The following is an 18,302-nucleotide window of genomic DNA, read 5'->3' as shown; positions in this document are numbered from 1 at the left end:
TTCTTATACTAGCAATGAATCAAGGAGAGGTTGAGTAAACATGGCAAACTTTATTGAGAAAATCACGTATTTGGGAACGCCGGCCATCAAAGCGGGCAACGAACATCTAGAAATGATTGTTGTCCCTGAGTGGGGGAGCAACGTCATTTCTCTCGTGGACAAAACAACAAAAGTCCAGCTTTTGCGTGAACCGGAAACAGCAGAAAGTTTTCACGACACACCAACATTGTATGGCATTCCAATCCTGTTCCCGCCTAACCGCATAAGTGACGGTACATTCAGTTTCCGGGGCAGAACGTATCATTTTGATATCAACGAGAAGGATAAACACAACCATCTTCATGGGTTTCTTTACCATGAAAAGTGGAATGTCGTGACCACGAAGCAAACTGATGAAGGAGTGATTGTTGAAACAGAAATTGATCTTTCTGAGCTTCCCCATGTGCAGAAGCAATTTCCTCATCATGCCGTCGTTCGGATGACATACACGATCAAGGAGAATACCCTATTTAAACATGCGACGGTCATGAACAAAGGAAAGGAAGCGTTTCCTTGGGGAATTGGGTATCATACTACATTTGTGTTTCCGGCAGAAAGCTCGTTATTCTCCCTGACAGCAGATCAGCAATGGGAGTTGGATGAACGCCTGCTGCCGACCGGGAAACTGATGGATGTACCGAATAAAGAAGCTTTGCATGAAGGAATGGATTTGCGCCACAAGCAGCTGGATGATGTCTTTTTATCTTCCTATCAGAAGAGGGGCGGAGAAAACCAGGCAGTCATTTATCATCAGCATGCACATATCAGCATTATTTATAAGGCAGATGAACAGTTTAACCATTGGGTTGTATACAATGCGGACGGAAAACAAGGGTACTTATGCCCTGAACCTTACACATGGGTGACAAACGCTGTGAATCTTGATTTACCTTCGTCACTCACTGGTTTACAAGTGCTGGAGCCGGGAGAAGAAACGACAGCTAAAAGCAGTATCACCATTGAACTGAATCATCAATAGCCAATGATGAAGCGCAGAGAGGCGGGGAAATTAATGAAAAAAAGCATAAAGCTTTATGTTGCTGTTTTACTGCTTTTCGTCGTTGCTTCGGTGCCTTATATGCATCAGGCTGCGCTTGCCGCTGAAAAACAAGATGCACTTTCCGGGCAGATCGATAAGATTTTAGCTGATCATCCTGCCCTCGAAGGCGCAATGGCCGGCATCACCGTTCGCTCTGCGGAAACAGGTGCTGTTCTATATGAACATTCAGGAGAAACCCGAATGAGGCCTGCCTCTTCTCTAAAGCTTTTGACAGCGGCCGCGGCACTTTCTGTCCTTGGCGAGAACTATTCTTTTACAACCGAGGTCCGGACGGATGGAACACTGAAAGGGAAAAAGCTGAATGGTAACCTTTATTTGAAAGGGAAAGGCGATCCGACACTTTTACCATCTGATTTTGACAAAATGGCTGAGAAATTGAAACATTCCGGCGTAAAAGTAATTAAAGGCAATCTGATCGGTGATGATACGTGGCATGATGACATGCGATTATCACCTGATATGCCTTGGAGCGATGAATACACATATTATGGCGCGCCAATCTCCGCTCTAACAGCGTCTCCGAATGAAGACTATGATGCAGGCACTGTGATTGTTGAGGTCACCCCAAATCAAAAAGAAGGGGAAGAGCCTGCCGTGTCTGTCTCTCCGAAAACCGATTATATAACGATAAAGAACGATGCTAAAACGACTGCTGCCGGTTCAGAGAAAGACCTCACAATCGAAAGAGAGCATGGAACAAACACGATTACAATTGAAGGGAGCGTACCGGTTGACGCAAACAAGACAAAGGAATGGATTTCTGTCTGGGAGCCTGCCGGATATGCCTTAGATTTATTTAAGCAGTCACTAAAAAAACAAGGTATTACTGTGAAAGGGGACATCAAGATGGGTGAAGCACCTAGTTCTTCAGATGTGCTGCTCTCTCATCGCTCAATGCCTTTATCGAAACTTTTTGTGCCGTTCATGAAATTAAGTAATAACGGACATGCCGAAGTGCTCGTAAAAGAGATGGGGAAAGTGAAAAAAGGAGAAGGGAGCTGGGAAAAGGGGCTCGAAGTGTTAAACAGTACGCTTCCGGAATTTGGTGTTGATTCTAAATCACTCGTCTTAAGGGACGGATCAGGAATCTCACATATTGATGCTGTATCCTCAGATCAACTTTCACAGCTGTTATATGACATTCAGGATCAGAGTTGGTTCTCGGCTTATCTAAATTCTTTACCTGTTGCGGGCAATCCTGACAGAATGGTGGGCGGAACGCTGAGAAACCGCATGAAAGACACTCCTGCACAAGGAAAAGTAAGAGCAAAAACCGGATCGCTCAGTACGGTAAGCTCTCTATCGGGGTACGCAGAAACAAAGAGCGGAAAAAAACTTGTTTTCTCTATTCTTCTAAATGGATTGATTGATGAAGAGGATGGAAAAGATATTGAGGATCAAATCGCTGTCATTTTGGCAAATCAATAATAGCGGGAGACCTGTTTTCCAAGAGAAAACAGGTTTTTTTATGTCTGTAATAACGCTTTGTCGAACCTTCCAACAATTAGAAGAATGATGCACAAAAGAAAATTAGTCCGATTAAAAAGTAGTGTATAAGACCTTATGTAAAACAATACTTTTATCACTTTATATCCGGAAATTTGATAAAAAAAGAAACGAAAAATAAAGAAATAATACTATATTCAAAAAAATGTTATAAAAATTTAATGTTTTTTATTGTACTTTAAAAAATATCCGTTAATATAGTGCATATATGGATTATATAGTCATATAATTTCTTTTATTGTCATTTTTCTGCTTTTTTCTACATTTTCTTATCCTCTTATTATGAGAACTGGAGGGAATCCGTTGAGCGAACATACTTATTCTTTAACCCATGCCCAAAGGAGAGTGTGGTTTACCGAACTGCTGGAGCCAGATACCAGCATTTGCAATCTTACAGCTTGTGTGAAATTCAAAGGCAATATTGAGCTTGATACTCTAGAGGGAGCGCTGAATCATTCCATCTCCCGCAACGACGCCATCAGATTTCAGCTGTTAGAAGGAGAAGAGCTTGAGCCGCGATTGCACCTTACTGAATATAAATATTATCCACTTAGAATAATTGATTTTTCAAATGTTGAAATGATAGAAATAGAGCAATGGATTCAGGATCAAGCGAGCATTCCATTTAAACTGTTCAACTCGCCCCTTTTTCAATTTTACCTCCTTAGAATTGACTCTCATGAAGTTTGGCTATTTGCGAAATTCCATCATATCATAATGGATGGAATCTCTTTAAATGTAATGGGAAATCAAATTATAGATCTTTATCAAAAAATGAAAAAGAAAGATCCTTTACCTGATCAGCCGGAACCTTCTTACTTGAGCTACATCGAAAAAGAGAGTCAATATCTACAATCTCCGCGGTTTGCAAAGGACCGTTTATTTTGGACACAAACCTTTGAGCACCCGTTGGAATACCACTCGTTAGCCGACCAGACGTCCTTACAAAAACAGAGCACATCTGCATCCAGAGACACCATCATTCTTTCACCTGATCTAGAGCAAACGATTCGAATCTTCTGCGAAGAACACAAGATCAATATCATATCCTTATTTATGGCTTCATTTTACATATGCATCAGCCGAATCACTTCTAAAAAAGATCTTGCCATTGGCACCTACTATGGCAACAGAGGGTCAAAGGCTGAAAAAGAAATGCTCGGCATGTTCGTTAGTTCTCTTCCAATCAGAATAACGGTTGATCCTGACACAGATTTTCTTTCCTTTGTCCGCACAATAGGCAGGGAACAGCTTTCTGTTATGCGTCATCAACGGTTTCCTTATAATTTGCTTGTAAATGAATTAAGAAATGAACAGAAGGATTTACACAACCTTATCGGTATATCTATGCAGTATCAGCCACTTCAGTGGCATAATGCAGATGATTTTGACTATGAAACAGCGCTTTATTTCAGCGGATACACCGCGAACGAGCTTTCAGTTCAAATACAAGAACGGATAGACAATGGAACCATTCAATTAAATTTCGACTATCAAAATACCTTGTTTTCTCTTGAGGATATTAAACGAATACAATCTCATCTGCTTACCATACTGGAAAACGCCCTTCACCATCCGCACAGCTTTATAAGAGAATTAGATATGACGAATACAAGAGAAAAGCAAAAATTGTTGTATGAGTTTAACAAGACGGAAGCTGTTTCGCCTAAAGCTTTCACCCTGCATGGGCTGTTTGAGCGACAGGCAGCTTTCACACCGGAGCGGCTGGCCATTCGCTTTTCAGGCGGTTCGCTGACATACGCTGAGCTTGATATGTACGCCAGCCAGCTGGCTGCGCACCTTGCGGCACGCGGCGTCACAAACGAAAGTATCGTCGGTGTCCTGTCTGAACGGTCACCTGACATGCTGATCGCTGTCCTTGCTGTATTGAAGGCCGGAGGGGCGTATTTGCCGCTTGATCCTGCGTATCCAAAGGAGCGGTTGAGCTACATGCTGAAAGACAGCGGGGCATCGCTCATGCTGACACAGCCGGGATGCTCCGCACCGAGCTTTTCTGGAGAGACGCTTGAAGTTGACATGACATCTCTGGCAGGCGAAAAAGCAGAAAACCATGAGTTTACTCCTGCTGACGGCGGTTCTCTCGCCTATGTCATCTATACATCGGGCTCTACCGGGCAGCCGAAAGGAGTGGCCGTTGAGCACCGTCAGGCTGTTTCCTTTCTGACCGGCATGCAGCACCAGTTTCCGCTTTCGGAAGATGACATTGTCATGGTGAAAACCTCTTTTTCCTTTGATGCGTCTGTGTGGCAGCTGTTTTGGTGGTCGCTTTCCGGTGCTTCGGCGTATCTGCTTCCGCCCGGCTGGGAGAAAGATCCGGCATTGATCGTAAAAGCCATTCATCAGGAAAACATGACAACGGCTCATTTTATTCCGGCTATGCTGAACAGCTTTCTGGATCAAGCGGAAATCGAAAGGCTGCGTGACAGCACAAGCCTGAAGCGTGTATTCGCCGGAGGTGAACCGCTTGCGCCGCGTACGGCAGCCCGTTTTGCTTCTGTATTGCCGCAGGTATCATTAATCCATGGTTACGGGCCGACAGAAGCAACGGTAGACGCGGCATTTTACGTATTGGATCCAGAACGGGACAGAGATCGTTTGCGGATTCCGATTGGGAAGCCCGTACCCGGTGCGCGTTTGTATGTTTTAGATCCGCATTTAGCCGTACAGCCTTCTGGTGTCGCCGGCGAACTGTACATAGCCGGAGCGGGTGTTGCCAGAGGTTATTTGAATCGGCCGGCATTAACGGAGGAGCGTTTTCTTGAAGACCCGTTTTACCCGGGTGAACGCATGTACAAAACCGGGGATGTGGCGCGCTGGCTCCCTGACGGGAATGTTGAATTCCTCGGGCGCACGGATGATCAGGTGAAAATCCGCGGCTACCGGATTGAGCCGGGAGAAATTGAAGCGGCACTAAGAAGTATAGAAGGTGTAAGAGAGGCGGCCGTTACCGTACGGACAGACAGCGGGGAGCCGGAATTATGCGCTTATGTAGAAGGGCTCCAAAGAAACGAAGTCCGAGCGCAGCTTGAGAGACTGTTGCCGGGCTACATGGTCCCAGCCTATATGATAGAGATGGAACAGTGGCCGGTTACGCCAAGCGGAAAGCTCGACCGAAACGCCCTGCCAGCTCCTGGCGGAGCGGCAGATGCGGAGACCTACACAGCGCCGAGAAACGTGACTGAGATGAAGCTTTCTCAGCTGTGGGAGGACGTGCTGAAAAATGGCCCTGTCGGGATTCACGACAACTTTTTTGACCGCGGGGGACATTCCTTAAAAGCAACGGCGCTTGTCTCACGGATCACCAAAGAATTCGATGTACAGGTGCCGCTAAAAGATGTGTTTGCCCATCCGACGGTAGAAGGACTGGCTACTGTTATCCGTGAAGGAACGGACAGTCCATATGAAGCGATTAAGCCCGCTGAAAAACAGGAAACCTATCCGGTTTCCTCTGCCCAAAAGCGGATTTATGTCCTTCAGCAGCTGGAGGACGGAGGGACAGGCTACAATATGCCGGCTGTGTTAGAGCTCGAAGGGAAGCTCAACCCTGAAAGGATGGACAGAGCTTTCAAAGAGCTGATCAAGCGCCACGAGTCGCTTCGAACCGCCTTCGAACAGGACGCAGGAGGCGATCCGGTGCAGCGCATCCATGACGAGGTGCCGTTTACGTTACAGACTACAGTTCTCGGCGCACGAACCGAACAGGAGGCCGCAGCCGCATTTATCAAACCGTTTGATCTCAGCCAAGCGCCGCTGTTCCGTGCCCAAATCGTAAAGGTATCAGATGAGCGGCACCTGTTGCTGGTCGATATGCATCACATCATTTCAGACGGTGTTTCCGTCAACATTCTGATTCGGGAATTCGGCGAGCTGTACAATAATCGGAATCTTCCGGCGCTGCGCATTCAATATAAAGATTATGCCGTATGGCAAGAAGGATTCAAAACAGGAGACACGTACAAAACGCAAGAGGCGTACTGGCTGAAGCAGCTCGAGGGCGAGCTGCCTGTGCTGGATCTCCCCGCTGATCATGCCCGCCCGCCGGTGCGAAGCTTCGCGGGTGACAAGGTCTCATTTACGCTGGATCAAGAGGTTGCATCAGGCCTTCACAAGCTGGCACGAGAAAACGGAAGCACACTGTACATGGTGCTCCTTGCGGCTTACACCGCGTTCTTGTCACGCTTAAGCGGACAGGAAGATATCATCGTCGGCTCGCCAATCGCCGGCCGGCCGCACAAGGATCTTGAGCCGATACTCGGCATGTTTGTGAACACGCTGGCGCTTCGGACGCGCCCGGAGGGCGGGAAGCCATTCGTACAGTATTTGCAGGAAGTGCGTGAGACAGCATTGGAAGCCTTTGAGCACCAGGATTACCCGTTCGAAGAGCTTGTCGATAAGCTTGAATTGACACGAGATATGAGCCGGAACCCAGTGTTTGATGCGATGTTTATCCTTCAAAATGTGGAAAAACAGGACATAGATCTGAGAGAAATAAAAGTCCGGCCTGCCAATTTCGCACATCACATTTCTTTATTTGATATCACATTAATAGCTACGGAAATAAGTGGATCTATTTGCTGCGAAATGGAATTTAGTACAGAAGTATTCCTAAAAGCTACGATTGAACGGTGGGCTGATCATTTTATCGAATTTCTGCATGCGGCACTTTCAACCCCTGAAACAAGCCTTGCACAAATAAACATACTTAGTGATAAAGAAAAACAAAAAATAGTCTTTGAATTTAACAAAACTCAGGTTGAATTTGCTCAAAAAGATGTTCCTTTTCATCGCATATTTGAAGTGAAAGCTGAAGAAATTCCAGAACATATAGCTGTTATTGATAACGAAACAGAGATTAGCTATCGCCTTCTAAATGGAAGAGCCAATAGTCTGGCACGAACATTGCAAAACAGAAAAGGACCGAAGCCAACTGTGGCTGTTTTAGCCAAGCGGTCCATTGATGCAATTGTTGGGGTGCTGGCAGTGATGAAAGCTGGCGGAGTGTATATCCCAATCGATTCACATTATCCAAAAGCCCGTATTGAATACATTCTTCGTGATAGCGGGGCAGATATTCTTCTTTTACAGAGAGAGTTGAAGCATTTGATTTCGAACTCGCCTGAATCTAAAATGTCTCACATCTTCCTTGACGATGAGGGCTCTTTTGAAGAAAGTAACTGCAACCTTAACTTATCTCCTGCTCCTGAAGAGCCGGTATATATCATTTATACGTCAGGAACGACGGGTGCGCCTAAAGGTGTTATTGTCACCTATCAGAACTTTACTCATGCTGCTCTTGCTTGGCGTCAAATTTATGAACTGGATCGGAAGCCTGTCAGACTGCTTCAAATCGCGAGCTTTTCATTCGATGTCTTTTCAGGAGATTTGGCGAGATCATTGACAAATGGCGGGACGCTAATCGTTTGTTCAGATGAAAAGAGGCTGGAACCTGCTGAAATATATAAAATCTTGAACTCTCAGAGAATCACGGTGATGGAGTCGACACCGGCTCTCATTATCCCGGTGATGGAGTATGTATACCGTAACCAATTCAAGCTTCCTGACTTAGACATACTGATTCTTGGTTCCGACATGGTGAAAGCTCAAGATTTCAAAACATTGACAGATCGCTTTGGCCAAAGCATGCGCATCATTAATAGCTATGGTGTCACAGAGGCAACCATTGATTCGAGTTTCTATGAAACCAGTATGGGTGGAGAGTGTACGGGAGATAACGTGCCAATCGGCAGCCCGCTGCCGAATGTACACATGTACGTACTCAGCCAGACTGATCAAATTCAGCCGATCGGTGTTGCCGGCGAGCTGTGCATCGGCGGGGCAGGTGTTGCGAAAGGCTATCATCATAAACCTGACTTAACGCAAATGAAATTTACAGAAAATCCATTTGTCTCTGGAGAAAGGCTGTACAGAACCGGTGATCGAGCATGCTGGCTTCCAAACGGGTCGATCCTGCTTCTTGGCCGAATGGATTATCAAGTAAAGATAAATGGATACAGAATTGAAACAGAAGAAATTGAAAGTGTTCTGCTTCAAACAGGGCTTGTCAGAGAAGCTGCTGTTGCCGTTCAGCATGATAAAAATGGACAGGCTGGTTTGGCAGCATATATTGTGCCTTCAGACGTCAATACGAATGCTCTACGGGCTGCTTTAACAAAGGAGCTGCCAGCGTATATGATTCCTGCACATCTGATTCCTTTAGAAAACATGCCGCTGACCCTAAACGGAAAGCTGGACAGAAATGCCTTGCCGGCTCCAAATAATGTGTTATCGCGTCCATATACCGCACCAGTTAACGACATACAAAAAACGATGGCGTATATATGGGAAGATGTACTGAGCATGTCACGAGTCGGCATTCACGATTCCTTTTTTGAGCTTGGCGGAGACTCAATTAAAGCATTACAAGTGGCAGCACGTCTGGCAGCTGAAGGCTGGAGCATGACAATACGCGACTTATTCCGTTATTCAACGATTCAGGAACTATGCGGACATATCACACCATTGGCATCTCAAGCGGACCAGGGACCTGCGGAAGGTGAAGCTGAACTCACCCCGATTCAGCGAAGATTTTTCGGACAGGTACATGCTTTTCACTATCATTACAACCAGTCCGTCATGCTTTTCGGTGAAAAAGGATTCAATGCTAACGCGCTTCATCTAGCGCTGCGTAAAATAACCGAGCATCATGATGCCATTCGCATGATTTTCCAACGTGACCAAAACGGCCATGTCATTCAGTTTAATCGCGGAATCAATCACAAGGATCATGAACTGTTTGGCCTTTATATTTCAGATTGGACAAAAGCATCGCTGGAAAGGGCTCACCTTGATGAAAAACTTGCCGCTGAGGAAACCGTCATTCAAAGCAAAATGAATGTAGAAAAAGGGCCCTTGCTGCAAGCAGGTTTGTTTAAAACGGCAGAAGGGGATCATTTGCTGATTGCACTTCATCATCTTGTGATAGATGGCGTTTCTTGGAGAATTCTGCTTGAGGATTTAGCTGCAGCATATCAACAGGCTTTAGAAAAGAAAGAAATCCAATTACCGCCAAAAACGGATTCTTATTTATCCTACGCCGATGGTCTTACCCAAATAGCTGAAAGTAAACAATTGCTTTCAGAGAAAACGTATTGGCAAACGATTTTAGACGCTCACACTGCTTTTCTTCCTAAGGACATAGAAAATGTGCCAGACAAACTCCAAATGAACAGCGACGCAGCAGCGTTTGTACTATCCGAGGACTGGACTGAAAAATTGCTGTTTGAAACCCAGCAAGCCTATGGTACTGATGCCAACGAACTTTTGCTTACGGCTTTAGGAATGGCGCTTTCTGAATGGACTGGGCATGACCAAATCGTGATCAGCACTGAGGGACACGGTAGAGAAGGGCATGTGCCAAACTTTGATATTTCAAGGACAGTTGGATGGTTTACCTCCATTTATCCTATTCTGCTAGACATGGGTATTCCCGAGCCTTTCGAGGATCAGCTCGCATACCGAATTAAGACGACAAAAGATATGCTGAGAAGAGTACCGAACAAAGGAACTGGATACGGATTGTTAACACACATAGGAGAACTGCGGCATAAAGAGCCTGAGGTCAGCTTTAATTATCTCGGTCAATTTAGCGAAGAGAAGGAAGTTGAAACGTTTCAATTATCATATTACCAGCCCCGTTACGAAATAGCGGGTGAGAGAGAACGAGAGTATGAGCTGGACATCAATGCTCTCATTACGGACGGACGGCTTCACGTAAAAGCGGTATACACACAAGTGTTCAGCAAACACTCAATTGAGTGCTTTATGGATCGTTTTCACAGGCATCTTATCGAGACGATTGAGCATTGTTCGCAGAAAAAAGCACGCGAAAAAACATTGAGCGATTTCAGCAATAAGGAATTAACGTTGTCTGCATTATCTAGCATCGAAGATCTCGTGAAAGATCTTTAACTTTTGAAAAGGTGTGTGGAATTGATGGCACAATCGGCACAAATTCAAGATATTTATCCGTTATCGCACATGCAGGAAGGAATGCTGTTTCATTCATTAATGGATTTCAGCTCGAAAGCATATATCGAACAGACCTCGTTTACGATCACAGGGAATCTATGCGTCGACTCGTTTCAAAAGAGCTTAAACCTTCTTGTTTCTAGATATGATATTTTCAGAACGATTTTCATTAAAGAAGTACCAGATCTTACAGGTCCGCAGCAGGTAGTCTTATCAAACCGGGAATTGACAGTATATAGAGAAGATATTTCTCGCCTGGCTGATCAAGAACAGCAGACGCTGATTGATGCTTTTATGACTAAGGATCGGGAAAAAGGATTTGATTTGCAAAAAGATCCTTTAATGCGTCTTGCCCTTTTTGATAGAGGAGACAGCCAATATACATGTGTCTGGACACATCACCATATCATCATGGATGGGTGGTGTCTCGGCATTATTCTTAAAGAGTTTTTCAGCATGTATGATTCGCTCAAAAACAACTCACCTGTACAGCTTGGCAGCACGGTGCCGTACAGCCGTTATATTGAATGGCTCGGAGAACAAGATCAAGAAGAGACTGCTGCCTACTGGAGCGAATATTTGAAGGAGTACGGCAATACTGCTTCTATTCCCCGAATAAAGCGCCGCACGGCAGACGGGAATTATAAAGCCGACCAGGTCAGCTTTTCATTAGCGTCGGATATGGTTGAGAAACTGACAGAGGCTGCCCAAAACTGGGGAGTGACATTAAACACGCTGTTTATGAGTATTTGGGGCGTGCTGCTCCATCGATATAATGCTGCAGATGATGCCGTTTTTGGCTCCGTCATTTCGGGACGCCCGTCAGCGATTGACGGGATTGAATCAATGGTCGGCTTGTTTATCAATACTGTTCCAGTGCGAATCCGATCTGCGGAAGGCATAACGTTTTCTTCGCTGGTCAAAGCCGTGCAGGAGGATATTTTATCATCTGAACAGCATGGGTATTATCCGCTTTATGAGATTCAAAACCATAGTCCATTGAAGCAAGGGTTGATCGATCATATTTTTGTTTTTGAAAATTACCCTGTACAGCTTCATCAGGCGTTAAGCGTGGAGAGTGAAAATGATGAAGGCGCTCTGAAGCTGAGTGACATTTCAATGTCGGAACAAACCAATTACGACTTTAATATCGTTATCGTTCCGGGAGAATCATTTTATATCAAATTCAGCTACAACGCAGACGTTTACGAGCGGGAGGAGATGCTGAGGATTCAGGGGCATCTAAAGCAAGCACTGGATTGCATTTTGACAAATCCCGATGTTGCCGTCAGTGACATCAATATCGTGCCGCCGGAGGAGCAACAGGTTATCCAATTGTTTAACGAAACTGAGCGTCCTTATGTGAACAAAACGATACCCCAATTGTTCGAGGAACAAGCTCACAAAACACCTGAAGCTGCTGCATTGAAAATGGAAGACGAATGCTGGACCTATCGCCAGTTACAAGTAAGAGCCAATCAGATTGCGCACGCTCTGATAGAAAAAGGCGTTGGATCTGGAGATATCGTTGCTGTAATGATGGGCCGGTCAATGGAAATGCCTGCAGCTCTGCTTGGGATTTGGAAAGCAGGCGGCGCTTATATGCCGCTTGATCCACATTTTCCAGCAGAACGTCTTTCTTTCCTGCTGAAGGACAGTCAAGCGGCTCAATTGCTGATAGAAGAAGACCTTATTTCCTTGATCCCTCCGTCCTATGAAGGAAATACGATAACGATAGAACATACAGAAAGTTACCAAACAGAAGCTCCAAATATGTCGCCAGGTGATCTAGCCTACTTGATCTATACGTCGGGAACGACGGGGCGCCCTAAAGGCGTTTTAGTTGATCATCACGGTATTGCCAATACATTGCAATGGAGACGGGAAGAGTATGGCATGGCCGAACAGGATATATCCCTCCATTTGTTTTCGTACGTGTTTGACGGCTGTGTAACGAGCTTATTTACCCCGCTTTTGTCTGGTGCGTGTGTGCTGCTGACAACAGATGACGAAGCGAAGGATGTGCTGGCCCTTAAGCGAAAAATAGCCCGTTATAAGGTCAGCCACATGATCATTGTTCCTTCCCTGTACCGGGTATTATTGGAAGTGATGACTGCTGACGATGCAAAAAGTCTTCGTATTGTGACATTTGCGGGTGAAGCGGTCACGCCTGATCTGCTTGAGTTGAGTCAAATGATTTGTCCTTCTGCTGAACTGGCAAATGAATACGGGCCCACAGAAAACAGTGTGGCAACAACAATATTGCGGCATCTGAATGAAAAAGAGAGGATCACGATCGGACACCCGATCAGAAACACAAAAGTATTTGTTTTGCACGGAAATCAAATGCAGCCGATCGGCGCTTCGGGTGAACTGTGTATTTCCGGCGCGGGTCTTGCGAGAGGATACTACAAACAGCAAGAGCTGACACAGAAAGCATTCTCCGATCATCCATTCCTTGAAGGGGAGCGTTTATACCGAACAGGTGATGCAGGCCGCTTTTTGCCTGATGGAACGATTGAATATATTGGGCGTTTTGATGATCAAGTAAAAATTAGGGGTTACCGTATTGAACTGAGAGAGATTGAAACAGTTCTTCGACAAGCACCGGGGGTAAAGGAAGCCGCGGTACTGGCCCGTGATGTTTCTGCTGAGGAAAAGGAGCTCGTTGCTTATATCGTTCCAGAAAAGGGAAACAGCCTCCCAGATTTATATCAGCATCTTGCCGGGACATTGCCGTCCTATATGATCCCAGCAAGTATTATCAACATCAGCCGGATGCCATTAACATCCAGCGGCAAGCTTGACAGGTTTGCGCTTCCTGAACCAGAAAACAATAAGAGTGTCACATATATGGCGCCCCGAACCTTAATCGAAGCTGATCTCGCACATATTTGGGAAGATGTGCTGAATAAACAGCACATCGCCATTCGTGATGATTTCTTTCAGTTAGGCGGACAGTCCTTAAAAGCGGCCGCACTAGTATCAAGAATACATAAAAAGCTTAATGTCGAGCTGCCGCTCAGTGAGGTGTTTTCATATCCGACGGTTGAAAGCATGGCGGTCAAATTGATGAGCTTAAAAGAACACGCTTTTACACAGATTGAACCTGCGGATCAAAGAGATGTCTATCCGCTGTCTTTCTCGCAAAAACGATTATATGCTCTTCATCAGCTGGCAGATGACAGCACAGGCTACAACATGCCAGCTGTACTTGAATTACGCGGTAATCTGAATCGCCAGCGGTTGAGAAGCGTTCTCACAGAACTAGTGAATCGGCATGAAGCATTACGGACTGTTTTTGTGCTTGACAGAGACGAGCCTGTGCAGATCATTTATCCAGAGATAGCTTTTGATCTAAAAGAGCTTGAAATGGAATCAGAACAAATGCTTGAGTCTGCAATCGAGACCTTTATCAAACCGTTTGATCTATCATCCGGTCCGCTTTTTAGAGCATGTGTCATTACAATGGGCAATAATCGCGGATTTTTGCTGCTCGATATGCACCATATTATTGCCGACGGTGTCTCGATGAGCACTCTTGTCCAAGAATTTACTGACTTATATTGCGGAAAAGAGCTGCCAGCTTTAAACCTGCATTATAAGGATTTTGCTGTTTGGCAGCAAGAGAACTACCCGAAAGAGCTATACAAAAAACAGGAGGCCTACTGGCTCGGTCAGCTTGGCGGGAGTCTTCCTACACTAGAATTACCGCTTGATAAAACAAGGCCGCGTCTCCCTGATTTCAGCGGTGGAACAATTGAAGTCAACATTGATAAAGACATGACTGATGAGCTGCACCGTTTAATGGCTGAAACGGGAACAACATTGTATATGATTCTTCTGGCTGTCTATTCTATTTTGTTATCTAAGCTAAGCGGGCAAGAGGATATTGTTGTCGGTTCGCCTGCTGCCGGAAGACCGCACGCCGATCTGGAGCGCGTCATCGGGATGTTCGTCAATACATTGGCGATGCGCAGCAAGCCCGAGGGCCACAAAACGTTCAGCTCCTATTTGCAGGACATTCGCCACTTGGCTCTGACCGCTTATGAGCATCAGGATTATCCTTTTGAGGAGCTGGCAGATAAGGTCGATACAAATCGAGAGGTAAATCGCAACCCGCTGTTCGATGCGATGCTTGTGCTTCAAAGCAGTGAAGATTTCCGGTTCGAAGTGCCTGGTCTGTCGATTTCGTCTGTCACTCCTAAACATGATATATCCAAATTCGATTTAACATTACACGCTGAGGAGCATCCGAGTGGAATACGCTGCCGTTTTGAATACAGCACTGCTCTTTTTGAAGAAGAAACCATTACGCAGTGGGCATCCTATTTTATTGAATTGGTGAAAGGGGTAACGGCGGATACCGAGATGAGAATTTCGGACATGCAATTGCTTCCTGCTGCAGAGCGTAGGTTGCTCCTTGAAAAAATGGGGCAGTATGCGGCTTATCCGAGAAATGAAAACATAGTAAGCTTATTTGAAAAGCAAGCCGCTCAGTATCCGGAGCATATCGCAGTGGTGTGCGGCCATTCTCAGCTTACGTATCGAGACCTGAATGAAAAAGCCGAGCGGGCAGCTGCTATGCTGATCAAACAAGGGGTCAGAACTGGCGATATCGTCGGTCTGATGCTCGATCGGTCACCTGATATGATCATTGGCATTTTATCGATTTTAAAAGCTGGAGGGGCCTATTTGCCGATTGATCCTGAATATCCCAAGGAGCGTATCAGCTTTATGCTCAATGACAGCGGAGCAAAACTGCTGCTGACAGAGCGCGGTCAAAACAAACCTGCAGACTACACCGGGCATATTTTGTATATCGATGAATGTGAAAACGACTCATTTCCGGCTGATGTAAACATTCAAGAAATAGTAACAGATCAGCCCGCATACGTGATATACACATCTGGAACGACTGGCCAGCCAAAGGGAGTCATTGTCGAGCACCGCAATGTGATCAGTCTCTTGAAGCATCAAAACCTGCCTTTTGAATTTAACCATGAAGACATCTGGACGTTATTTCATTCTTATTGCTTTGATTTCTCTGTATGGGAGATGTTCGGTGCGTTATTGAACGGAGGTACATTAGTCGTGGTCTCTAAAGAAACAGCCCGTGACCCCCATGCATTCCGTTTATTATTAAAAAAAGAGCGCGTCACTGTACTCAATCAGACCCCGACTGCTTTTTACGGCTTGATGCTTGAAGATCAAAATCATACAGATCATTTAAACATCCGCTACGTGATTTTTGGCGGCGAAGCCTTACAGCCCGGCATGCTTCAAAGCTGGAATAAAAAATATCCTCATACTGATTTGATTAATATGTACGGTATTACAGAAACAACGGTCCATGTAACATTCAAAAAATTGTCCGCAGCAGACATTGCAAAAAATAAAAGCAATATCGGCCGGCCGCTTTCAACTCTGCAGGCTTATGTGATGGATGCTCATATGAATCTGCAGCCTATCGGAGTTCCAGGGGAGCTGTATATAGGCGGAGAAGGTGTGGCACGGGGATATCTCAACAGAGATGAGCTGACCGCTGGCCGTTTTGTATCCAATCCTTATCTTCCGGGAGACAGATTATACCGAACAGGAGATCTTGCTAAGCGCCTGTCAAATGGCGAGCTGGAATATTTAGGCCGCATTGATGAGCAGGTGAAAGTCAGAGGGCACCGTATTGAGTTAGGCGAAATCCAAGCGGCACTTCTTCAGTATCCAATGATTAAAGAGGCGGCTGTCATTACCAGAGCAGACGAGCAAGGGCAAACAGCTATATATGCTTATATGGTGATAAGAGATCAACAGGCTGCGAATATATCAGACATCCGGGCTTACCTAAAAAACGCCTTGCCTGACTTTATGCTGCCTGCCCGTATGATACAAATTGACAGCATCCCGGTGACTGTTAATGGAAAGCTCGATCAGAAAGCCCTGCCAGAACCTGAAAAACACGCTTATACAGCTGATGATATCAGTCCTAGAAATGAGATTGAAACGGTGATGGCTGAAATTTGGGAGGAGCTTCTTAATGTGAATGAGTTGGGTGTAGGCGCCAATTTCTTTGAGCTTGGCGGAGACTCTATTAAAGCGCTGCAGGTTTGTGCCAGACTGAAGCAGCGCGGATTTGAAACGACAGTACGTGAGATGTTTGAATATCAGACTCTTGGTGAACTGTCCGCCCGGGTTCGAAAAGACGTACGCGCCATTGACCAAGGCCCGGTCGAAGGCGAGATTACTTGGACACCTATCCAGCAGTGGTTTTTCTCGCAATCTCTGGAAAGCCATCATTTTAACCAGTCCGTTATGATCTACCGGGCTGAACGATTTGATGAGGCTGCGCTTAGAAAAGTACTAAAAAGCCTTGTGACTCATCATGATGCACTGAGAATCGTATGCCGGCATGAAGATGGCAGGCAGGTGCAGATAAACAGAGGGATAGATCTTTCAGATGAGGAGCTATATGCACTTGAACTGTTTGATGTAAAGGATAGCCTAACAGAAGCACGGTACACGATTGAGGAAGCAGCCAGCCGGATGCAAGAACATATTCGTTTGGAAACCGGCCCCTTGCTTCATGCTGGATTGTTTAGAACCGAGAATGGTGACCATTTATTTCTGACGATTCATCACTTAGTTGTTGATGCGGTTTCCTGGCGAATTTTGTTCGAGGATTTTTCAGCTGCTTACAAACAGGCAGTCTCAGGAGAATCTATTAAACTGCCGCAAAAAACAGATTCATATTTAACGTATTCTCAAAGAATAGTTGACTACTCTAAAAGCCGCCAGATGCAGCGCGAAGCAGCGTACTGGGATGAGTGCGAGAACCGTCACATCCAGCCTGTTCCAAAAGACAATGACGCAGCATCTAACACATTCATAGATACTGAAGTGATTGATTTTGAGCTATCTCGCCATCACACAGAATTACTATTAACGGCTGCACATAAAGCTTACAGCACGGAGATGAATGATATCCTTCTGACAGCTTTAGGTCTTGCTTTGCAGAAATGGACGGGAAATAACCAATTTAAAATCAGCATGGAGGGCCATGGAAGGGAATCATATCTTGAGGACATCGATATTAGCAGAACTGTTGGCTGGTTCACCTCCATTTATCCTGTGTGGCTTGATATGAGAGATTCCGATCATAAGGACAAAGAAGAGCGGCTGGGCCACCTTATTAAACAGACAAAAGATATGCTGCACCGTATACCGCATAAAGGCGCGAGCTACGGCGTGCTGAAATATATCAGCAAAAGATGGGGCTCTGAGAAAAACAGCCCAGAAATCAGCTTTAATTATTTAGGCCAGTTTGATCAGGATATTCAATCAAATGCCTTTGAGGTGTCTGACATCAAGCCAGGAAATGAGATCAGCCCGAACTGGGAGCGTCCTTATGCACTGGATATCAGCGGCGCGGTTTCTTCGGGGTGCCTGAACATGCACATCATCTATAACAGGTTTCAATTTGAGGAAAAAACAATCCAAACATTTTCCAGGCATTTTAAACAGACTCTGGAAAACATCATTGAGCATTGTACCGGCAAAGAAAACCGAGAGTGGAGCGCATCTGATTTCACTGATGAAGACTTAACGCTTGATGAATTGAGTGAGATCATGGGAGCCGTCAACAAACTATAGG

Annotated in this window: 4 protein-coding genes; all 4 read left to right on the top strand. The window is 45.4% G+C overall.

All coding sequences use genetic code 11. From position 1 onward, the window contains the following. Positions 1 to 40: 40 nt before the first annotated feature. Positions 41 to 1,018: an aldose 1-epimerase gene (gene galM / locus NST79_RS10325; RefSeq protein ID WP_015714037.1), complete on the top strand. Its 978-nt coding sequence runs from the start codon at positions 41 to 43 to the stop codon at positions 1,016 to 1,018. A 33-nt stretch (positions 1,019 to 1,051) separates the two neighbouring features. Beyond that, complete coding sequence (gene dacB, locus NST79_RS10320; protein ID WP_128441663.1) at positions 1,052 to 2,527, top strand: D-alanyl-D-alanine carboxypeptidase/D-alanyl-D-alanine-endopeptidase; 1,476 nt, start codon at positions 1,052 to 1,054, stop codon at positions 2,525 to 2,527. Between the two features lie 381 nt (positions 2,528 to 2,908). Continuing rightward, on the top strand, positions 2,909 to 10,594 hold the full coding sequence (gene ppsA / locus NST79_RS10315) for a plipastatin non-ribosomal peptide synthetase PpsA (RefSeq protein ID WP_339225835.1): 7,686 nt from the start codon (positions 2,909 to 2,911) through the stop codon (positions 10,592 to 10,594). Between the two features lie 24 nt (positions 10,595 to 10,618). Beyond that, entirely contained in the window at positions 10,619 to 18,301 is a 7,683-nt protein-coding gene (gene ppsB, locus NST79_RS10310; RefSeq protein ID WP_212060047.1) for a plipastatin non-ribosomal peptide synthetase PpsB, read from the top strand. The last annotated feature ends 1 nt before the right edge of the window (position 18,302 follow it).

The sequence above is a fragment of the Bacillus sp. PS196 genome (genome assembly GCF_037963555.1).
Classification (GTDB): domain Bacteria; phylum Bacillota; class Bacilli; order Bacillales; family Bacillaceae; genus Bacillus; species Bacillus subtilis.
The sequence above is the reverse complement of the archived record's forward strand: the minus strand, read 5'-3'. Positions and strand labels throughout refer to the sequence as shown.

Bases quoted from the DNA above. Each gene is read 5' to 3' on its own strand.
- galM (WP_015714037.1), top strand. From the start codon at position 41: ATGGCAAACTTTATTGAGAAAATCACGTATTTGGGAACGCCGGCCATC.
- dacB (WP_128441663.1), top strand. From the start codon at position 1,052: ATGAAAAAAAGCATAAAGCTTTATGTTGCTGTTTTACTGCTTTTCGTC.
- ppsB (WP_212060047.1), top strand. From the start codon at position 10,619: ATGGCACAATCGGCACAAATTCAAGATATTTATCCGTTATCGCACATG.